Source organism: Amycolatopsis sp. NPDC102522 (assembly GCF_055584485.1).
Window position 1 is genome coordinate 103,768 of the sequence record NZ_JBVJLY010000026.1, and the last position, 22,214, is coordinate 125,981.

The 22,214-nt window shown below is 65.0% G+C and carries 9 protein-coding genes and 1 tRNA gene; 5 read left to right on the forward strand and 5 right to left on the reverse strand.

Features of this window, described 5'->3' with window-relative positions:
- Positions 1-10: 10 nt before the first annotated feature.
- On the forward strand, positions 11-733 hold the full coding sequence (locus ACZ6YV_RS38295) for a hypothetical protein (RefSeq protein ID WP_465514278.1): 723 nt from the start codon (positions 11-13) through the stop codon (positions 731-733).
- Here the strand turns inward: ACZ6YV_RS38295 and ACZ6YV_RS38300 are convergent.
- On the reverse strand, positions 720-1,274 hold the full coding sequence (locus tag ACZ6YV_RS38300; RefSeq protein WP_465514279.1) for an HdeD family acid-resistance protein: 555 nt from the start codon (positions 1,272-1,274) through the stop codon (positions 720-722). The two genes, ACZ6YV_RS38295 and ACZ6YV_RS38300, sit on opposite strands and share 14 nt — an antisense overlap.
- Positions 1,275-1,429: 155 nt before the next feature.
- Entirely contained in the window at positions 1,430-3,583 is a 2,154-nt protein-coding gene (locus tag ACZ6YV_RS38305; protein ID WP_465514280.1) for an RICIN domain-containing protein, read from the reverse strand.
- 268 nt (positions 3,584-3,851) lie between these two features.
- Between ACZ6YV_RS38305 and ACZ6YV_RS38310 the strand changes: the two genes are divergently transcribed.
- A tRNA-Ala gene (locus ACZ6YV_RS38310) sits at positions 3,852-3,924 on the forward strand.
- Between the two features lie 1,829 nt (positions 3,925-5,753).
- Here ACZ6YV_RS38310 and ACZ6YV_RS38315 read toward each other — a convergent pair.
- Positions 5,754-11,510 (reverse strand): RHS repeat-associated core domain-containing protein, encoded by a 5,757-nt coding sequence (locus tag ACZ6YV_RS38315; RefSeq protein ID WP_465514281.1) that lies wholly within the window; start codon positions 11,508-11,510, stop codon positions 5,754-5,756.
- A 145-nt stretch (positions 11,511-11,655) separates the two neighbouring features.
- On the reverse strand, positions 11,656-18,414 hold the full coding sequence (locus ACZ6YV_RS38320) for a LamG domain-containing protein (protein ID WP_465514282.1): 6,759 nt from the start codon (positions 18,412-18,414) through the stop codon (positions 11,656-11,658).
- Between the two features lie 494 nt (positions 18,415-18,908).
- Between ACZ6YV_RS38320 and ACZ6YV_RS38325 the strand changes: the two genes are divergently transcribed.
- Together ACZ6YV_RS38325 and ACZ6YV_RS38330 are read left to right on the forward strand one after the other, a co-directional pair.
- The gene (locus ACZ6YV_RS38325) at positions 18,909-19,241 is read left to right on the forward strand and encodes a transposase (RefSeq protein WP_465514283.1); all 333 of its coding nucleotides are present in this window, start codon (positions 18,909-18,911) and stop codon (positions 19,239-19,241) included.
- Positions 19,238-20,146, forward strand: a complete 909-nt coding sequence (locus ACZ6YV_RS38330) for an IS3 family transposase (RefSeq protein ID WP_465514292.1) — start codon at positions 19,238-19,240, stop codon at positions 20,144-20,146. Before ACZ6YV_RS38325 ends, ACZ6YV_RS38330 begins: the two co-directional genes overlap by 4 nt.
- Here the strand turns inward: ACZ6YV_RS38330 and ACZ6YV_RS38335 are convergent.
- The gene (locus tag ACZ6YV_RS38335) at positions 20,104-20,997 is read right to left on the reverse strand and encodes a molybdopterin-dependent oxidoreductase (protein ID WP_465514284.1); all 894 of its coding nucleotides are present in this window, start codon (positions 20,995-20,997) and stop codon (positions 20,104-20,106) included. The genes ACZ6YV_RS38330 and ACZ6YV_RS38335 overlap by 43 nt on opposite strands.
- 832 nt (positions 20,998-21,829) lie before the next feature.
- Between ACZ6YV_RS38335 and ACZ6YV_RS38340 the strand changes: the two genes are divergently transcribed.
- Positions 21,830-21,988 carry a hypothetical protein gene (locus tag ACZ6YV_RS38340; protein ID WP_465514285.1) on the forward strand — a complete coding sequence of 53 codons (159 nt, stop codon included), beginning with the start codon at positions 21,830-21,832 and terminating at the stop codon, positions 21,986-21,988.
- The last annotated feature ends 226 nt before the right edge of the window (positions 21,989-22,214 follow it).

Genomic DNA, 22,214 nt, shown 5'->3' on the forward strand with positions numbered 1-22,214 from the left:
CGTTCGGGTCGTGCTGACCGAAGCCGAAGAAGTGATCCACGCCCGTGCCGTCGTCGCTTGTGAAGCGGCCACGGCGGCGGGGCTCCCCGGCCGTTTCGAAGCCTGGCGCGAAGACGGGCTGTTCGTGGTGCTGGCCACGGCTCCGGAGCTGCGGTTCCTGCGCACGATCTCCGGCGTCACCGAGGAGAACCTGCCGTCGGCCATCCGGCTCGCCGGCGCTTCGTGCTGGGACGGAGACCGGCCGACACTCGTACTGCCACCGGGCTTGAACCCGTCCGATCTCGTGCCCGACAGCGTCCGCCCGATCGCGGTCCTCCCGCTTACCGAACTCGCGACAACGGACGCGAACGTCGATGACTCACCCGACATCGACGTGTTCCTCCGCGTCCTGCTCGACGGGTACGAGAGCGGCGGCGCCGTGACGGAGTTCATCGCCGCCGAGCACTCCGATCTGCGGATCCGGCGGTCGCTGCTGGTCGAGGACGGCGTGCCGATCTCCGCCGCGGCTCTGAGTTCGCATGGGCCCGGCGTCCTCCTGGGCGGATCTGCCACACCGCGGGCCCACCGCGGCAAGGGCGCGCAGGCACGGCTGCTGACGCATGGTCTCGCCGCGGCGGCCCGCGAAGGGCACCGCTTCGCCGTCGCGACGGCGGTGGAAGGCTCGCCGAGCCTGTCGAACCTGCGCCGCGCCGGGGCCCGGGTCCACTTGCAACAGGCTTTCAGGCTTGAGTGAGCTTCCGAAGCCGGAAGGCCAGGACGAGCAGCATCACGCCGTACAGCAGGGCGTAGATCCCGACCAGCAGCGCGATCCCGTAGGCGCCCGCGATCGGGTTGATCACGATCACGATGCCCGCGATCAGCGAGAGCGCGCCCGCCGCGATGAGGAAGGCCTCACCCTCGATCTGTTTGCGCAGCCGGATCGCGGCGACGATCTCGACGATGCCGGTGAAGATCGCCCAGAACCCGACGAGGAAGGCCAGCACCAGCACCGTGATCCCCGGCCAGAGCAGCACCAGGACACCGGCGGCGATACCGAGTACGCCAAGGACTCCGTAGGCGGCGCGATGGGCGGCGTCGCCCGGCCGGAAGGCCTGCATCAGGCCGCCGACGCCGTCGATGATCGCGTAAATGCCGTAAATGATCGCGAGGGCCAGGACGGTGGCGCCGGGCCAGATGAGCGCGAGTATGCCGAACAGGATGGCGAAAGCGCCGCGGACGGCGGCCAGCGGCCAGGCAAGGCGGGGTTCGACGACGGTGAGACCGACGAGAGGCATTCTCCGGCTCCCTCTCTACGCGGACGGGGAACCCAGTATCGAAGCGCCGGAGGAAGAGCGCGCGGTACACCACCCATTCGGGCGGGGGCTCTTCGCGGTGGGTGATAAAGGCCGGTGCGCGCCGCGACCGCCATCACGGCGCGCACCGGGGTCCATCAGGGATAGGCGACCAGATTCGCCACGTTCGAACCCGAGTTCGCCGGTCCGCCGCGGTCGTTGACGACCCGGGCGATGGTCCCGTTCCCGCCGAGGGAGACCGCGACCATGCTGCGGAACTTCACGTTCGGGTTGTTCGGCGCTTCGATCGCGCGATCCGCGACCACGCTCGGATTCACGTTGAAGAAGCAGTAACTGCCGAGCCCGTACGCCTCGTGGTTCGTCACCGAGTTCGCCACCTTGTAGGCCGCGTAACCCCGCGTCGATCCGTTCATCCAGGCGGCCTGATTCGGTGGGTCGTAAGGCATTTCGTTCTGGTAGAAGTACGTCCGGCCGCGGTTTCCGTTCCAGAGCGTCTGGTACTTCTGGTAGTGCTCGACGAACAGGCCGTACATCGTGACGTCGTCGCCGTTCACGATCAGGCCGGTGTCGGCGGTGTTGGTGTTCCACCCGACGCCGCTGCCGTGGTCGGCGCGCCAGATCCACAGGTGGTCGCCGATGACGTCGTCGCTGTTGACCACAAGGCTGTTCGTGGCCTTGCCGACGCCCGCCCCGCCGATGCGGAAGAACACGTCGTGCAGCGAAGTCGGGTTGGCCGCGTGATCCTGCGCGGAGTTGGCCGGGCCGACCTCCATCAACGTGTTCGAACTCGTGGTGCCCGCGTCGATCAGCACACCGGCGACCTTGACGCCGTCGACGTCGGCCACCGTCATCGCGCTGATGCCGTTGTCCGGGATGAGCGTCGCCAGGCCAAGGCCGAGGACGACAGTGTCCGGGCGCGTCACGCGCAGCGTCTCGTTGAGGTGGTAGACGCCCGGGGTGATCAGGAGGTCCTTGCCTTCGGCGAGGGCCGCGTTGATCTGCGACGCCGTCGTACCGGGCTTCGCGATGAAGAACCGGCTGATTGGCAGCGACGACCCCGGCTGGTTGGCGCCCCACGTGATGCCCGAGGCGTTGGTGCGCGTGGAGGGCACGAACACCTGGTACGCGCCCGCGTTGTCGACGTAGAGGTACGGCTTCTCCCGCACGACCGGCGTCGTGTTCACCGTGGTGTAGGGCGGATTCGGGAAACTGGTCGAGGGCGCGCCGTTGACTCCGGCGAACACCATGTTCCAGTTGGAGCCGCTCCAGCTGCCGAACTGCGAGTTGCGCGAGATCCACTGCTGCTGCGAGCCGGACCGGACCTGGCCGTCGACCTTGACGTCGGACATCCAGCCGCCACTGGACCAGCCGCCGTCGTCGAGCTGCAGGTTGCCGCGGACGTGCATGCGACGGTAGGGCGCGGCCTGCGAAACGGCCCAGCGATCGGTGCCGCCGTTGGGGTTCACGGACAGGTTTTCCGCGCCACGCCAGAAGTTCTGCGTCGCGTTGCCCTGGAACCAGTCGGCCTCCGCGTGCACCGCGCCGTTGATCGTCACGTTGTCCGGCGAGAGGCCGAGCCCGAGCACCTGCGTGTAGAACCCGACGTTGACGTCGACGTTGTACGAACCCGGTTTGAACAGCAGCGCCTTTCGGTTCGAGCCGAACTGGCTGGTCTCCTGCTGCGAAAACACGCTGTTGACCTGGGTCTGGATCGCCGACTGCGCCATGCCTGGGTCGAAGACGAGCACGTTCGGCCCGAGGTCGGGGTTGGCGGTGCCGGTGACCGGTGTGAGCCGGAAGGACTGGGCGCCGGAACCGTTGCAGGAGTACTGCTGCAGTTGGGTGCTGTCCTGCGTCGAAAGGCCCGGGAGATCGAGGCACCTGCCGCTGTTGCGGCTCACGAAGTGGTACGCCCCACCGCTTTCCTCGACCGGCTGCCACTGCTGGTTGTTCCCGCCGCCGTAGGCCCACAGGTGGATGAGCCCGCCGTCTGCCGTCGACACTTCGGCGACGTCCCACACCTGCGCGGGGTTGTTGCGCGTGTTGACCCGGAAGTAGCCGCCCGAGGTCGGCTGGAACTGCCACTGCTGGGAAAAGGTCTGGTTGCAGGCGTACTGCTGGACGACCGTCCCGTTGGCCGACCCGGCGGCACGCGCGTCCACGCATTTCCCGCTGGTGGCCGTCACCGTGTACCAGGTATCGGGAACTATGGCCGCCTGTGCCGCCGGAGCCACCACGATCAGTGCTCCGACCAGGGAAAACAGGGCTATCAGGGCTGTTCTGGCCCTCATGAGGACCTCCTCCGCGTCATTGGGCAGGGCGAGCTGAGGCGGAGCCCAGTGGAGACGCGGCGTAGCGGGCGGGGACCTCGGCGTCACGATGGTCGAAAACGTAACGGCGGTCACACACGGAGTCAATACACGTCTAAAAATAAGTCTCAAAGATGCAGGTCAGTGCCGGTTCCGACGATCGGGACCGCATAGCGTGACCCCCGCGTGAACAGCCCTCGCGGGCGGTGTAATGTATGGACACACGAGATGCGGAGTACAAATCCGCTCCGGGGCTATGGCGCAGCTGGTAGCGCACCTCACTGGCAGTGAGGGGGTCAGGGGTTCGAGTCCCCTTAGCTCCACAATGACGAAACACCGCCCACCTGGCAACTTTGCCGAGGTAGGGCGGTTTTTTCGTTTTACCTCACTTTGAGAATTGACACGCCGAACTTCAGTTACTGTTCAGTAGCTGGAGCAAGTCTGGAGCACGCCCTCCCACCCACGTCAACTGGGGTCACATCTTCTGCTCCAGCTGTGTAACCCGACTGGGTAGTTCTCCTCAGGAGCGCCCGCAGTGTGCGGCTCCACCCCACGTCGATGAACTGCAGATTCCCTCGGATTAAAAGTCCACAAGTCAGCCATGTCACCTACTGGCGTTCAGTATCAAATACTGCCGGTTCGTGCAGGTCAACGCCAGTCTTTGCCGGGGACGAGTGCCGCCCTGTACCAACCTGTATCAGGCTCTACTTCAGCAACGGAGCCCAATCGGAGACGGCGCAGGCCTGCGAAGCGTTCGACACGCGGCCGCGATCACGTTGCTGATATCCGTGCTCGCTTTCGATTCGAGGTCGCGGCTTCCTGGAAGGTCTCGGGCCCTTACACCGCCGCCGTTGTCGACGCCGACCCAACGCGAACCGCACCGGGGCCAGCATCGGTTTTCACCCTGCCCCCGCCCTCCAGAACGCAGTCGAGACCGCCGGGCCTCAGCCACAGAGGCAGCACTGCGCCCAGCCGCTGGGCTTGCGCAATCGGAAACGGCGCAGCTGGGTCGACCTAGCTTTACAGTCATCAGCTAGCTTTCCTGGTTGAGCATCTTGCGCCCGACTATCGTCGCGAGCGAGGACTGACAGGATCAGGCGCGCCACGGGTCCACCTCACGAAGAACAGGCCCCAACAGTTCTCGAAGCTCAGCGCCGGGTTGACCGGGATCCGGGATCATCTCGACACCGCTCACGGTGATCAGGCCGCGGACCTCCTCTGGCCCCCGCCTGAACTCCTCTTCGAGCCAACCAACCACCGATCTGCAGACTGCGGGGTGAGAGGTGCGATGCTCCACCAACCATCGGACAACGTCGGCCATCACGAGTGCGGCAGCACCTCACCCTCATTGTCAATGAGATGCTCCTCAAGAACAGGGACCAATTGCCGATTGCTATCGATGAGTGCACCGATGGCCGCAATGGTGTAGGCGCTCATCGGCCACCTTGCAGGACCGACGTGAGTTCATCGGCAAGAATCTGCGCGACAACCCGATCGCAATAGTCCGCGTTCTGGTTGCGGCGCAGCCTGCTATTGAGTCCTCGAAGTGCCTTCGACCCTTGATCGTATGCATGCGCCCGCCTGTCGGTATACCAGTGGCGATCTCGATGTCCGGCTCGTCGCCGTCAGTGCCCCTTTTCCAGAGCCCGGCAGCAGCGTTCTCCGCGCGACCCGTCCAGGTAGCCCATGATTATCGCGACCGCCTTCTTCACTCATTTGACGAAAGATGCTAACGACGGGCACCTACCACGCGGAAAGACTCATAACCGCACCTCTCGTGGGTCGACGCGCTCCGCATCCCACACCACTCCGTCACCGTCGAGCACCCAAATCGGCGACTCGACACCCTGCGCCGCGATCTCGGCCACATGAACAACGAGGTCTGGCCATCGACACTCGAAAGGACAAGCGGCAACTTGCTGCATGTCAGGAATCTGGACGCCGTGAGCGGCCCTGAAAGGACCTTCGCGCACCTCCCACTCCGTCCCAACAGGAACCCGATCGAACAACGTGAAGAGGCGCCCGTCTACACCAGCAAACTGGACCGCAGCACCACCTAGATCATCTGAGGCGGTTTCCGCACCCAATTCGACAAGGGCGCGCTCCACGCACCGAAAGAGCCCGGGGTCGAGAGCAATTAGAAATCCGCCTCTCACCCAAACTCCCGCACATATGCGACTAGCTCTTCAGGTGTTCGCAAAATCGCAATACCCTCTCTTGCTGCGTTGCTCCAGGCGGCGTCGCTAATCCCTGGAGCATATCCGATCGTCATCCTACCCGTAGTGGCCTGCGTCTTGGAAATCTGTCCAGTTAGGCCACGAGCATTGCCGCTCTTGACTTGCACGACGAGGTTGCCAAGGTCTATGTCGATCTCGCGCTTCAGGCCGTTCGACATGACTGCCTGTGTGTTGACGCCTATCACTCTGCCGGGCATCGCCGCCTCAACCGCGTTCGCCACGCTGGCGACATGGGGGTCGGCCGAGGCGAAGGTCCGCGCAGCGTTTGCAGATGCGCCACTTGCGCCAACAGCTGCCTTTCCACCCGCTGCCGCTGCCGCGCCGGCGCCTGCTGCGACTGGTACAGCTCCACCAGCGCCGACTGTTGCAGCTTTGGAGGCGGTGAGTCCCACGCCGAGTTCCCAGGCTGCTTTACCGAGTCTGCCCCAGGGGAAGAAGAACGCGGCGGCTTGAAGGTTTTCCTCCCAACTTAGTGGAGCAGGGTCGCAGGCGCGAACATCAGGGAATTCCGAGCAGAACGCAAACTCGAACTGGGCAAAGTCCGCCGGACGCTGCGCGACCGGAAGGTGTTTCCAGCTGATGTACCGGGTCTGCCAGGTGGCTCGGCGCTGCTTCGACGACATCTTCGGCGTGTCATTGCCGAAGGAACTCGGATACGCATGACGCGTGTCCTTGGGCGATGGCGGCGGAGCTACCGGCGGCGTCCACGCTCCACTGCCCCCACCACAGTTGCCGGTGTACATGCAGTCACAGTTCGCGCGGCACGGTTCCGTGCCACTCGGGTCGCTCAGGTTGACCGGCGAGTTGTTGGCGTAGTTGTAGCCGTTGATCTGCTGCGGATCGGTCGGCCGCATGATCGGGTCCAAAGAGACGAACCGGCCCAGGTCAGCGTCATAGTCACGAGCGCCGAGATGAACCAGGCCGGTTGAGGCGTCGTTGGTGCCGCCGACGAAACCGCGTTCGCCCGGCATCACGACACCCGGACCGCGCTGGACCCCGAACGGTGTTTGGCGCCGCTGCTTGACCGTGAGGTCGTTCGCGTTGATCGCGACCTGCGTGGTCCCCTGGTGGTCGCCGGCGAGCCAGCTCAGCACACCGCCGGTGCGCATCGCGACGGCCAAGCCACCGTGGGTGTAGTACCGGGTCGTGGTCGCGTTGCCGCTCGCCTTGTCGAGCCGCACCTCCTGCTGCCCGAGATAGAGGGTGGTCCCGGTCGGGTCGCGGCGCATGAGCCGTTCACCATCGGCGTCGTAGAGGAAACTCGTCGCCGCAGCGCCGTCGGTGACCTTCTCCAGCCTGTTCTCGACGTTCCAGTCGAGGCTCTGCTGGCCGGTGACGCCGGGGCGGGTCTTGGTGTTGCCGATCTCGTCGTAGGTGTACTGAGCCGTCTTAGTCCCGGTTGGTCCTTCTGAGGCGACCGAGTTCAGGATGTGTGGTTTCGGTGTCCCCGGTGCGGCGTAGGTGTACTTGCGGGTGACGTTCCCGCTGGGCGAGTGTTGGGTGTCTCCGGTGCGGCTGCCTGATTTGTCGTACGTGAAGGACTGCCAGTACGGGGCAGGCCCGGTAAGGCTGGCGCTAGCTGGGGCTTGCCCGCAGTCTCCGTTCGGTGTCCATGCCTCGGTGAGGCGTTGGAGGTAGTCGTAGCCGAAGCACTGTTTGTCGGCAGGCTGCCCGATCGGGGCATTGGTGATCGAGGTCAGGTTGCCCGCGGGGTTGTAGTCATAGCGGGTGTCAGTCTGCATCGGCTGCGGCAGTTCGGCATCGACGATGGTGCGGTCGAGACGCCGGGTGTTGCTGTCGTAGTAGTAGGACAGCCAGGCCCGTTTGCCGTTGCTGCTGGCGCTGCTCTTGCCGCCGAGGTAGAGACGTTGCGGTTCGCCGTAGCGGGTGTACTCGGTCGCCGAGACGTAGTCCTGATACTCGGCGTCGCCCCAACTGCCCTCGGTGCTGACCGGGTTGCCGAGGTCGTCGTACACGAGGAGCATACTTTCGACCGGTAGATCGCCGGCCTGAGGAATGCTGACACCGCCGAGGCTGTCATCGGGGTTGTACTGGAGAGACGACTGGTAGGTGCCTGCGAGTTTCGGTCCTTCGATCGGCGGGATGATGATCGTTTGCGTCGTCGGCTGGTACAGCGGTCCGTAGACGTTGACCTTCTTGACATAGGCGTTGCCGTCGACCCAGCGCGTTGACGACGCGAGCTGCCCGATGCCCTTGTACGCGGTGTCGTAGACCCACTCACTGAGCTTCGTTCCGTCGAGGTTGTCCTTGAAGACGCCGGTCTTGCGACCGAGCTTGTCGTAGCGGACGGCGAGGGTGGTGTTGCGGGCGTCGGTGCTGCTGGTCTGCTGGTTCAGCTTGTTGTAGGCGTAAGTGGTGGCCCCGCGGTCGGGGTCGTCGGAGCGGATCAGCGAACCGTGGATGTCGTAGGTATAGGACCAGCGGTTGCCACTTGAGTCGGTGAGCGTGGCGAGCCGATCCGCGACGGTGTAGTCGTACTTGGTTTCGTCATAGTTGTCGCCGGTCGGCTGCGCGCCGTGGTACTGGCGAAGGCTGCTGGTGCGGCCGCGGGCGTCAGTGATCGTTGTGGTCGCGACACCGCCTGCGGGTGGTGTGACGCTGACCGAGTCCCCGCCGTAGCTCGTGCTAGTCCGCCATTCCTTGGTCCCGCCCCGATAGGTAGAGGCGATGACACGGCCCGCGCCGTCATGCTCTAGCTGCGTCAGCCCGGGAACCTTGACTTCGCTGGCCTCCCAGAGTGAGGTGTCGACCGGCTTGTCGTTGTAGAACGCCTGGGTGGTCTTGTAAGCACGGCCCTGCGAGTCATACCGGGTGTCGGTGAGGAGCCTGCCGCCACCGGGAGCCGGCGCCTGAACTTGCCGCGTTCGGTAGAAGCTGTCGAGGATCGTCGTCGAGGTAGCGTAGTTGCCGTTGGGGCCGATCTGGGTCGTCGTGACCGAGCTGGGCGCGTCATTGCGAACGTCATATACGAAACGCGCGTTGCCTTGAGGCTTCTCTGAGCGCGGCCGGTTTGGCTGCCAGATCTCGGTCTTCCGCCCGAGCGCGTCGTAGGTGATTTCCGCGACCCGGTTATTGGCGTCGGTGATGAGCCGCGGAACGCCCCAAGCGGGTTCGAAAACGGTGGTCGTCTTGTGACCGAGGGCATTGGCCGCGACCAACTGGGTGACGGGGCCACCGGTCGTGGGCGTGTAGACGGCGGTCGAGGTGTTGCCGTCCGCGTCGGTGGTCTCGAGTGCACGTCCATGGACGTCGCGTTTGTACTTGGTGACTGTGCGGTAGACCGGCGTGAAGCCGTTATACCCGTTGACCTCTTCAGTCAGCGTGACATCCCCGACGGTCGGCGAGGCTCCGTTCGCGAGACCGTCGTACGACGTTCGGATATCGGAGATGGTGTCGCGCGGATACTGAGGCAGGAAGCCGCAGGCGCCCGCGCGTGTTTCGACTCGTGAGGGGTAGTTCAGCAGCCATCGTTCGGTGTTCTGTGCGTAGGTCGTGGTCGTGCAGCGTTCGTCACCTGTCACGTTGGCGTCGCCGAGGTCGTGGACCTTCGTCGGGAGGCCGTTGGAGTCGTAGTCGGTGGTGGTTTTCGTGACTCGCCAGCCGCCCGCTGCGAGCGCGGTGAACGCGCGTTGGGTACCGGCGTGGACGATGTAGGCCTTGAAAGCGCCCCGAGTCGCCGTGGGTCCTTCCCATCTGGGCTCGGTGATCGTTTTGCTGACTACCGCCCCGGCCTCGCCGTTCTTGGTGACGGTTTCCAGTTCCAGTCCCTGGAGCCAGTCTTCGTCGACGTGGACGCCGCCCTCGCTGTCTTTGGCGTCGGCTGTGCGTGTGCCGTTGTTGGGAAGTTTGTCCCCGTGCATACCGCGGAAGTAGCGGCTTTCGGTGTAGCTGATCGGTCCGCTGGGATCGTCGGGCTTGCCGGTGCGGACGATGACCTTGCCGAAACCGCGGAACTCGTTCCAGGTCTTGTCTTTCTCGGCGGTGAACTCGGAGGTGGTGAAGTGCCAGGCCGCACCTTCGGGGTAGGCGTAGCTGGTGGCCTGTTCAGAGCTCGAGCCGAGGCGGTCGGACTGAACGATGGAGTCGACGACGTGCTTGTGGAAGTAGTCGGTCCGCTCAGCGAAGTCCTTTTTGGTCCAGGTAACCGGATAGCAGCGTCTGGTGTTGTTCTCCGGCTTGTCCGGCAGAGAGGTCGCGGTGCAGTCAGGCTGGGCGTAGTTGACGGTGGTGACACCACCGGCCTCGGAGACGATGGCGGAGAGCCGGTAGCGGTTCAGAGGTCCTACACCATCTTCTTTCACGACCCGGTTCGGCAGTTTCTTGCCTTCAAACGTGACTTTGGGTTGTGCGATGGGTGTGCCGACGTGGCCTGTATGGGCGATGGACTTGAGCCATAGAGCGGCCTTGTTACCGTCGTCGGGGTTGGGGAACAGGTGCTCGAGCGTCCAGCTGTCGACGTCGTTGTAGCCATTGCCCGCGCGTACTTGGGTGGTGATCTTCGCGAGGCGTTTGGTCGACCAGAATGTGGGGGTGTAGTGGTCTTTGCATGTCGCGTTGTCGCATCGGTCCGACAGGGCGACGTCGGGAAAGTTCTCGGGCTTCTCGAGGACGCACAGGCTACCGGGAACGCAACGTTCCGCGGTCGTGAAGCTCACCTTCCCCGCCGCGGGAGCGGGATCACCTTCACGGAGGCCGTACTGGATCTCTTTGAGTGTGCCGCCGCGGACGTATGAGACGGCTGCGTCTTTGAGGTTCTGCCCGTAGTTGTTGGTCTCGATGTCGTAGCTGTAAAGGATCAGGTTGCCGTGCCGGTCGACGACTTTGTCGAGGTTCCAGCGGTAGGCCTGGGTGCAAGCGGAGTTGGCGAACGTGTTGTCCGCCGCATGACAGGGTTCGCCGGCGTCATCACCGAAGACGGGCACGGTCCAGGTCGACTTGGACGCCGGCGCGGATCCGAAGAAGTACTGGGTACCGTCGACTGTGGTGATCTTCCAGTACTCGCCGTCACGGGCTCCGTTGGCGGCACCGGTCAGATGCTCGATACGAGCGCCGTTGTCGCTCTTCTGCCGCCACATCTTCTTGTCAGTGTCATGGATCAGCATCCCGCCGATCCCGTTGTAGACAGCGGTGGCGTTGTCGCTCTTCCAGCACAGATCGCCGACCTTGGGCGGCGTGGTCCCGCCTTCCTTGTCGTCCTGGCACCCGCCGTAGGTGCGTTCGACGAACCCTGGATTGAGGTCCCAGCCGTCACCCACCCACGACGCTTGGTTGTTGGTGGCACTGGTACGTCCATCGACCGTCGAAGACGCGTATGACAGAGCCAGGCTGGGTGTCAGGTTCCCCGGCACCGGGGGCACACGCAACGGGTACGACCAAGCGAAGTCCCCGGTCTGCTCCGAGACGTCCCAGGTCGCTGTGGGCGACAGGGACGTCGCCCTGTTGGTGCCGACGCCGTCGGGGGTCGTGGACCCGGTCGGCTGGTCTCCGGTGAGCGCGGCACGACTCGCGTCGTCGATGGCCCGACCGGCCATCGTCTGTTGTGTGACCGGAATCGGGTCGATGTTCGGTGAGTCGACGCTCCAGCCATTGGCCGCGTTCGCGATCTGCGTAGTGCTGACGCCGGTCACGACCAGCGAGCAGATCAGCGCCACGGTCAGAGCTCTCGAGCTACGGCGGTGTGCGGAGGGCTTGTGTCGCATCGGTTCTCCAGGCTGGACGCAGTGAGACCCTGCCCCACGGTCTGGGGGATGCCTCAAATGGCTGTGGTCGATCGGGGTCGCGAACTCCGGCGGCGGTCTATCCGCCGCCGGTCCCTGCCGGAGGTGCGGGTTCGCGCCCTGCCGTGGTTCCGCTGCTCGATGCGGCGAAGACCGGTTCGATCTGGGGAAGCTTGGTGATGACGTAGCCGAGCAAGCGGTCGTTGCCCATGGCGCCGCAGTTGTCGCTGTTGTTGGTCATCGACTCGATGCCTCCGCTGCCGCACCGATAAAGGACCTGCACGTCCGGCCCTTCCGGCCGCTGTGTCCACAGCTGTCCGAGCGGACCGATGACACTCTTGCCCTCGCAAGCCGTGTCGAGTGACACCAACTGGTCAGCATCGTTCACGCACGCAGTGAGCGGTTGTGTTCCGGTCTGCGGGAGCAGTGACAGGTACCCGTGCCGGAATTCGGCGTAGTAGCCGGGGCGGGCGGCTTGTGTGGTGCTGAGGTGGTCGTAGGCGGCGTTGTTGTAGTAGCGCACGAGTGGCGCGTAGGCGAGGGTGTACCCGAGGAGGGATTCCTGGGTCGCGCCCCCGCAGTCGGCCTGGCGGCTGTCGAAGTGCCCGGTCGCCGACGAGGTGCAGCGGTAGACCGGGATGGTGGGGATGTTGGTCGGCTGCTGGGTGTACACGGAGCCGATCTCACCGATCTTGGTCTTACCCTCGCAGGCGGTGTCGGTCGAGGTGAAGAAGTCCGCACCGGATTGGCAGGAGTACAGCGCACGCGTGTTGAGCTGTGCGCTGTCGATCAGCATGCCCAGGCTCTCCTCGAACCGGTAACCGGCGGCGGGGGCGGCACTCGTGCTCGCGGTCCGCTTGCGCCCCGCACCGTCGACGTAGCTGCCCAGCTGGCCGCCATCAGGGGTGGGGAAGCTGCCGTAGGTTTTGATCGTTGCGTCGGAGGCCATTCCGTAGTGGGCGTAGACCTCGTCGATCATTCCGGGAAAGAACTCGGCTGCCTTGCCGTTGGTCTTGCCGCGGCCGAGGGCGAAGGCCCCGTTCGCCTGCCAGAGAACGACACCGTCCTTCTTACCCGCGAACTGCCCATCGACATACAGACGAAGCTGACGAGCGGCCTGATCGTAAATCCCGGTGAGGTGCGTCCACCGGTTCACGACCGCCGGGTCGAACGAACTGACGTAGGAGACCGGTGACGCGTCCACGTCCTGTGCGGTCGCGCCGAACGTCCACCGCCCGGCTTCCGGCCGATACTGGAGGGTGAAACCGCTCATCCGCGCACCGTCCTGCGACAACACGGTCGCGACCTGATCGGTACGGGAGAGGTTGGCCCAGGCGGACACGGTGAAGCTGTCCTGCATGGCCAAACCCCGCTCCGGCGCGGTGGCCTGTCCGTCAATTCCGTTCAGCTTGAGCGCGGTACCGCTCACACCCAGCGCGAAGGACGCACCGCCGGCCGGGACGACGGCGTTACCGCGCCAGCTGTAATCCTTGCCCGTGCCGTTGTCGAACCGCCAGGCCCCACCGTCACCCCGGGGGGCGTCGTCGTGCACCTTGCGCACTTCGCCGTCGGTGAGTGCTCGCGAGAAGACCCGCATGTCGTCGATTCCTTGCGGGAAGAAGCCGGCGTTCCCGCCGTTCCACCACGCCCTGCCGATCGAGAAGGCCCCGGCCGACGGAATCGTCGTGACTCCCACCTGGACGGCGCTTTGCACACCATCGACGTACAGCTTCAGTTGCCGGAACTGAGCGTCATACACCACGGCCAGGTGCGTCCACTGGTACGCCTGCGGAGCCTGGCCGGCCCACAGCGCGACAATCGGAGGGTTGTCCTTGTCCTCACTGGGGACGACGACACGCCACTTCTTCGCGCCCCCGTCGTATTGGACCTGGAACGCGCTGACCCGAGCACCGTCCTGCCCGAACACCGAGTAGTAGCCGCCGTCGGTCTTCGTCAGCTGAACCCAGGCCGCGGCCGAGAAGCTCTTCGCCGTATCCAGCACCGGCCCAGAGGTCTGCGCGTAGCCGCTGGCCCCGTCCAAACGCAACCCCGGCGTGTTCATCCCGCCGCCCCACCCGGCACCATCCTTCAACGCCACGGTCGATCCACGGCCACTCGCGTCCATGGCCATCTGCCCGGCGTTCTCATCGAACCGCCAATGCCCCGCATCCGCGACCGGCAACGTCGCAGTACCACCGTCAGCAGCGGGATACGACTTGTACAGGCTCGACACCCGGTCCCGGTCAAGCGCCGTTGTGTAAAGGCGGACATCGTCGACCCTGCCGGTCCAGAACTGGCTCGGCTTGTCCGCGGTCAGGCCACGGCCGACCTGAGTGGCTCCGGACGCCTGCCAGCGCGCGTTCAACGTTCCATCCCCAACGCGCTTTCCGTTGACGTAGAGCCAGGTCTTCTTGGTCTGACGGTCATAGGCACCGGCCAGATGCACCCACGTGTTGATTTCAGCCGGCAACGTGGACACAGCTGCTTTGGTGACCGGGGCCGCATCCGAGTCGGATTCCGCCATCTCGAACACCCACTTGCCACAGGCGTTCGGATTCTCGAAGACTCCATCGAAGCAGGTCGCGTTCATCTCGTCGGCGACGTGCCCGAGCCGGAACTTGCTGGTCCGCTCGCCATCGATGCTCAGAGCCGTGAGCTTGGAGACGATGTCGGATTTACGGTCCATGTAGACCCACGCCGAGACACTGAAACTCTCGTCGGTTCGCAAGTCGACGCCGGTGGTTCCGATGGCGCCGGTCTTGCCGTCGAACTGGACGGCGTTTCCGACCCGTCCGGGCGCGAACTGTGTCCCGGGTTCGAGTGTTCCGGTGCGGGCGCCGGTGGAGTCGGCGACCTTGGTGCCGCTGGATTCGTCGAGCTGCCAGTTGTGCACCAGGGTCAGATCTTGGCCCGACATGGTGCGGATTTCGTCGGTGAACAGGGTGCGGCTGTAGACCTTGACGTCGTCGACCGCACCGCCGAAGTTGTCCAACCAGTTACCGGCCCATTTGCCGCGCCCGATGTCGAACTCGGTGGTCGCGTTCCACCGTGCCGTGAACGTCGCGGTCCCGGACAGGGTGCCGTTCACATACAGCTGTATCTCACCGGAGTTGCTGTCGTAGTTCGCGGCGAGATGCGTCCAGACGCCGGTCTGGACCGGCTGCGCCGAGCGCGCGCGGACAACCGCGGCCGGCGCGGTGCTGTCGGGGCCGTGCATCGCGAACGCCCACCGGTCGTCGCTCGCGCCGGTGTAGCCGATGTTGAACGCGGACACGTTCTGCCCGCTCTGGCTCACCACAGCACCCCAACCCGGGGTCTTGGTGGTCATCTTGACCCAGGCGGCGACGGAGAAGCTCATGCTGCTGTCGACCGGCGCGGGTGCGCTGACGTAGTCGTCGATGCCGTCCAGGTTCACCGCGAGATCGGTCTGGTCCGGGTAGCTTGTTTGCCCGGCGACCCATTGGGCACCGTTTTTCGCGGTGCCGTGTTTCGCCATGCCCGAGGTGTCCTGCGCGTCGCCGTCGAGTTTCCAGGTGGCGGCGGTGACGTTGTTCTGGGCGACGATGCCCTGGATCTCCGCGAGGTCGAGCGTGCGGCTGTAGGCACGCACCTCGTCGACACCGCCGGACCAGAAGCCGAGTGGTGCACCGTATTTTCCTCGCCCGATGACAAAGGGCCCTCCGGTGTGCCACGGGGTTGCCGGGGCCGGAACACTCGCGATCTGTGTCCCGTTGACGGTGAGCGTCAGGGTTTTGGTGGTCGCGTTGTACACGCCGGCCAGATGGGTCCACGGCACGGTCTGCACCGTGTTCGCCGCCGATCTGACCTCCGCAGCAGTGCCACCGGTCGCGTCACTCGGGTTCATCCCGAAGACCCAGGAACCGTTGATCTGCTTGAGATAGAAGCCGCTCACCGCCGTGCCGTCCTGCGAGACGGCGGTCATGTCACCGAGTTTGTCCGGCCGCACCCATGCGGTGATCGCGTAACTCTGATCGGTCCGTACCACCGGTCCCGACGTGGCGGCGAAGCCCTTGATTCCGTCGAAGGTTGCTGCTCCGTTGACAGCGCCCGAAGGAGCGAACCTGGAGCCAGGTTGCAGGACCGCCATTTCGCCTCCGGCGGCGGCGTTGCGTGCGGTCGTCCCGTCCGCGTCGTCGAGATTCCAGTAGCCGGCGGTGACGTTGTCCCGGGTGACCGCGGACTTGACCTCGGCATCGGTCAGCACGCGGTCATACGTGCGGATCTCATCGACCGCACCGGCCAGGTAGTCCGACCCGACACTGTTGACGATCGCGCGCCCGACCGCGAACTCGTGGGTCGCCGGCCATGGGGCCGTCCACGTCGCGCTGCCTTGGAGATCGCCGTTGACATACAGGCGGACCTGCTGTGCCCCGGAGTCGTAGACACCGGCCAGATGGGTCCAGGTGTTCGTCTGCGCGGTGTTGAGCGATGACACCTTGGTCGGCACCGTGGCCGGGTCGTTCCCGGGCCGGAACTCCAACGCCCACCGGTCAGTCGCGGTGCCGGTATGCCCGAGCTTCACCATCGCCGTCGTCGACGCGTTCTGGCTCAGCAGTGTTGACCAGCCCGGCTTCTTCTCCGCGAGATTGACCCAGCCGGAGAAGGAGAAACTGGGGTACGTACTCACCGAGATCGGCGCCGTCACGTAGTCGTCGACGCCGTCCAGCTTGACACCTGACCCGGTACTACCGGGCACATAGACGGGGCCGCCGTGCAACGTCGCGTCGCGGAACCCGAGCGTCGCGGTGTCCTTCGTATTGCCTTCCCACGACCACTGCGCCAACGGACCGTTACCCGCCCGCACGTAGAAATGGTGCGTCTGCGTCGGACTGCGATGCCCGGCACGGTCGACACTCTGCACGAACAGGTCCCGCGGCCCGTCACCAGGCGGGGTCAGCTTCGCATAAGCCTTACCGCCGAGGGAGACCGCATCCACCGGTGTCGTGGGCGGATCCGCCCAGCCATAGAGATAGTGATCGACGTCCGTGACCTTGGTGGTCGCGTCGCTCGCATCGAACTCGAACACGTCCGGCACACCGACACCACCATGCCAAGCATTATCCGCTTTGTAGAGCGGTGCTGTCACAGTCGGCTTGATACCGATACCCGTCCGGTCGACCATGAACGGGCCAGGCCCATTTCGCCAGTCACCGCCATCCGCGGAATCGTGTCCCCATACCGTCCATGAGACACGTTGCCCGTCACGCTTCGTCAGATCGACATCAGTACTGTGATAGGCACCCGACGCCTGGTAGATCGCCGGCGCACGCTGGTCCGGAGCCCCGCCATAGATGTCCCAGACCGGACGGAGCTGGTCATTGGCGTCCGGGTCGGACAACCTGCTCAACAACCGGATGGACGGATCCCCGACATACGGCACCCCGCCACACCAGCGACACGGGGCGGGCAGCGGCGGGTCGGTCTTCATGTCATACGGCGGGTTCGGCTTCGTGTTATAGGTGATTTGGAGGATCGTGCTCGGCACGTCGTACTTGCGCCACGCGCTCGAGTCTGTCTCAGACTTCGCCTGCAGGAAGTAGGTCGAAGAACCGTTCGGGTTGATGTAGAGGCCGACAGGGAAGCCAACCGGCTTGTTCCCCGAGCAGGAGTTCCAGTTGCTGGGCACCCAGACGGTGGAAACATGATCCCCACCGGGTGCGTTATTCCAGGTCGTGCCCCACCAGATGTTGTCTCTAGCGATGAAGAGCTGGTGTTCCTTCGGGTCACAGTTCGGACCGTGCACCACAGCCGTGTTGAAATCGACCGTTTTGATTTCTTTTCCGGCAAGGAAAGCCGTATCGAACTGGAAGTAAGTACGTGCGAGGTCGATGTTGCCGCATTCACTCCAGGTACATTTGCCGACCTTCGCCCACGCGTCTCCGTCACCCGTACCGTTGACGTAGGAGTCGTTGGGGTAGCCGCGGAAGACCTTCGCCCACATGCTCTGCCCTGGCGACCGCATGTCCGGATCGACCACCACGGGGTACCGCGTGCCCGGATTCGCCAGCATCGCGGCGTTCGGCTTCAACGTCATCACCGAACGATCGATCACGACCTCGACAGGCGTGCTCGTGCTCTCGCGTCCCCTGGCGTCCCACATGGTCGCGGCGGGCGCCACGAAAACCTTCTGCCCATCGCCATCGGCGGCCTGGACCCTGCCGGTTCCATCCGACGTGAGCTGCACGCCCTCCGTCTCGAGCGCGAGTTTGATCGACGACAGCGCGGGGTTACGCCCCGCCTCTGGAGTCTTGACCACGAAACGCTGGCTATAGCCCTCGGCTTCCGCCTGCATCTCTAAGTCGACGCCGGGCAGCACCTCCCGATACCTGGCCGTGCAGCCGTCAAGCTCAGGCTTCGGCAACGAACCAGGCCACCGCAACGCGATGCTCTTACCGGCGCGCGAGAATCGCACCAGCGGCCCCTCGCCACCGGCGGAGAACGCCACGTCGGCCACAGCCGCCTTCGGTCTGATCGTGCCGTCCGGCACGGAGGTCAGCGCCGTGTCGACAGGCACCCAGCCGTCGCCCTTGCGGACCCGCACAGGCTGCGGCGACAGCTGCGCCGTCAACGTCCCGTCCGGGTTCGCCAGCACCTTCTTCGCCTCAGCGGTCTGGTTCGCCACCCCGACCGGGGTGCCTTGCAACCGGGCGGCCGCGAACGCGCTGGCGGCATCCGGCGCCTCCGCGACAGGCACGACCGCGGCCGGCAGCGAACTCTTCGGCGAACTCGCCGTCACCACAACGGCGCCGGCGAGCATCAGGAACACCATGGGTAACGTGCGCAGCCTTAAGCCACGCGCCACTGACGGACGCGACATTGGAAAAGATCCCCCTCAAGACGGCCAACGCGCGTCCCCGACGCCACGCGACCCACAAAGTCATCATGACTCTTCACGATCACTATCGAGTGAAGGAAGACTCCAACAGAGTGAACGATCATGAGCGAACCAGCCATTCTGTGTCAGCCCTTCAAGACACGCCAAGTGCCAGGTTCAACCAACAACCGGTTGGTACTTTTCTGACTTGCCGCTGAATTTGCTGCCCAGTTATAGATGCGGTCGTCACGTCTCAATGGGATCGCGACTCGTCCGAGCGCCAAGATGGGATCGCCGAGACTGTGCGCGCACGGACACCACAGAGACCCCACGAGCGCGTCGACTCGATGACCGTTATCGGGCTGTCTTGCGGCGTCCCTCATCGGGGATTCCGCAACAGCACGCCGGCGGCGCACGCTGAACACGTCCGGAGGAATGGGCGGTGTGGACCGCCCCGGTGATCTTGGAGGCTGTGGGTCTTGGGAAGGATCTACGGCATGGCGGATTCGAGGAAGCACCCGGTTGAGCTGCAGGAACGTGCGGTGGCGATGGTGCGTGAGCTGGAGCGGGAGCTTGGTCCGGGGCGTGGTGCGATCGCACGGACGGCCAAGCATCTGGGGCTGAACGCGGAGACGGTGCGGGTGTGGGTCCGGAAGGACGCGCAGGGGTGGCGGCCTTCGGGCGGGGTCGTGTCGGGTTCGGAGGCGGACAAGTATGCCCGGATCCGGGAGCTGGAGCAGCGGCTGCGTGAGACGGAGCGGGCGAATGAGATCCTGCGGGCGGCGGCGACTTTTTTCGCCCAGGAGATCAACCCTCGACCGCCGCGATAGCGCGGTTTGTCGACGCGCATCGCAGCGATTTCGGGGTCGAGCCGATCTGCGAGGTTATCGAGTTTCCGGTGTCGGCCTACTACGCGGTGAAGAAACGGGAGGGAAACCCGTCTCGGCGGGCGGTGCGGGACGAGGAATTGCTGCCGTTGATTCGTGTCGCGTGGGAGGAGAAAGGGAAACGAATGTACGGTGCGCGGAAGGTGTGGAAACAGTTGCGCCGTGCGGGGGTGGAGGTGGCTCGTTGCACGGTGGAGCGGCTGATGGGTACCCATGGTATGTCCGGGGTCGCGGCGACGCGTCGCCGGCCGCGGACCACGGTGCCCGGTGAGGAATCGCGCAGGCCGTGTGACCTGGTGGACCGGGATTTCCGTGCTCCGGCGCCGAATCAGCTGTGGGTTACCGACATCACCTACGTTGAGCTGGCCGGCGGCGGGTTCTGTTACACCGCGTTCGTCACCGACGCCTACTCCCGCGCGATCGTGGGCTGGAAGGTCGCTGCCACCCTGCACGCCGAACTCGCCCTCGACGCGCTGGACATGGCATTGTGGACCCGCAAAGACAAGCTCAGCAAAGCGCTCGTCCATCACGGCGACCGGGGCGTGCAATACACCGCGATCCGCTACGCCGAACGACTTGCTAACGCGGGAATCGCGCGTTCTGTCGGCCGGAAAGGCGACTCCTACGATAACGCGTTGGCGGAGTCTGTCAACGCGCTCTACAAGAAAGAGGTGATCGGCCACAAAGACTCGTGGAATGATGCCACGGAGGTCATGATGGCTACCGCGGAATGGGTTTCCTGGTACAATAACGACAGGCTGCATTCGTGGTGCGGGCATCGCCCGCCGCTGGAGTTCGAACAGGACTACTGGCGCGACACACCCGAGCAGTCCCCGGCAGCAGCATGAGACAAAGGACCACGTCTCCACGAAAGCCGGGGCGGTCCACTCACCTCGACTACCGAGACCGGGTCGGACGCCCAGGCCCAACCCCAAATGTCGACAGAAGTGCCGACATGGACCTGTCCGTTCACGGGCGAGACGATGCAGGAGGTCGGGGCCAGCGCCCAGACCGGGGTGGCAGAGGACGAGCCGTCCTCTGGCGGGTCCATGTAGTACGTCGTGGTGAAGGCGCTGGTGCTGCGCCGGTCGGAAACCGCGAGGGCGGTGAGCCACTTGGTCGAGTTGGTCCCGTAGTAGCCCGGCACCACGAGGCGAACCGGCCCTCCGCGCCGGACGGGCAGCGGATCTCCATTGATGGTCAAAGCGACGAGTGTCGTGCCGTCGAGGGCCTTAGTGATCGGGAGATCCTTCTCGTAACGCGCGTGGTACTCGGACCCGTACACGCCATGGTCACAGCCGGCGGAGATGACGTAGGCCGCTTGTTCGTCGATACCGGCCAATTCGAGGATGTCACTGAGCCGGACGCCGCCCCACCGGACGTTCCCCACTCGCCGTTGGGGGATCGTCGGCGCGAGAGGGTGGCCGGCGCATTCGTGGACCGACGTGATGTGCGTCTGTCGCATGGCCCGCAGATCGTCGAGGGACAGGGTCAGGCGGCGCTTGACCGCTCCGCCCACCTCCAGGGCCCACGCCTCGGCGGTGACGTCAGGCACACCCAGGTGCCCGACGGAGAACAGATCGGATTCCGGCGTGACGAAGGATGTCATGTCCTCCGGCCGCAGCCGCTGAGCCAGACTGAAGCCGTCCCGAAGCATCGGCGTTGTGCGCGTGTTGTCCGGCGTGCTGGTGTTGGGCATGGCAGGGGTGCTCGTTCCTGGTCGAAGTCCAGCTTGGGACGATTCACTGGCGCGCGTGGAGGTCGACCGCTCGTCCCGTTCGGACTGGGTCGCTCCGGTGCCGGCCTCAGGTCGGGTCCGTCCCCGGGTTTCCCTGCGGTGACGCGTGGTGGTGTCCTACGTCGGCCGATGTCGGCGGCGTAGGTGGTCCAGTCGCCGGCTGCGGCTTGTTGCCATCCGACGGCGACTTTGATGTTGATGTTGATGCCAAGTGTGCGGGCCAGGATGGCCGCGGGGAGTTCGGTGGCGAGGGCGAACAGGGCGGTGGAGCGGTCTTGTCGGGGGTTGATGCCGATGCGGTGCAGACGTTGGCTGAGTGCGTCGTCGCCGATGGGGTGGCCGGGGCGCTTGCCTGGGAACAGCCAGGGCTTGCTGTCCGGCGCGGTGATGATGGTGCTGTCCTTGCGGGTGGCGACGAGTTCGCGGACCAGGTTGGCCAGCGGCTCGGGCAGCGTGATCGGGAGGTCCGTCCGGGTCTTGTCTTAGACGCGTGGGCCAGGGAGATCGGTTCCTTCGAGGTGGGGCGTGCAAGAAGGTGTTCGCTGAGTTCGATCGTTGCCAGGTACCACCAGAAGATCCAGTCTAGGAAGGCTGGGTCGTAGTCGCGTTGCTGCTTCAGGTCCTGGTGACGTAGGGCGAAGTTGTTGGCGATGTCGAAGAGTGCACCTTCGTCCTTCTTGACGAGATTGTCTTTCAGGAGTTGGCGGCGCTCCTCGATAATTCCGGCCAGTACGAGGATGGCGGACCGCTTGTCGTGCTCGGTGGATCCGCGTGCACGGTACAGGGCGATGCCGTGACGAACCCGGTCGGATGTGCGACCAGGCGGTTGGTTCACGAGGCGCGTGACAAGGTCGGTTCGGGCGTCGTCGGTGACGGCGACGAGCCGTCCAATGTCCTCGCCGTCGTCGGCCAGCCTCAGGCCCAGCCGCCGAGGGAGAGAGGAGAGGGCTGAGGTGACGGTCTTGGTAGTCGGGTGGTGTGGTTCGCCGCAGCCAAGCATCACTGTCGCTGGACGGGCCGTGTCATGACAACCGTGTAAGCCGTGGATGGACCAGGATCGGGTCGCTGACGGCGACCCAGAAAGGCTCCATCTGTGACCGAGAACACATCGTCCGATCGGGCTGCGGGTCCCGCGGCCGGCGAGGCACTCGCTCGTGTGTTGCCGCCGGAAACGCTGG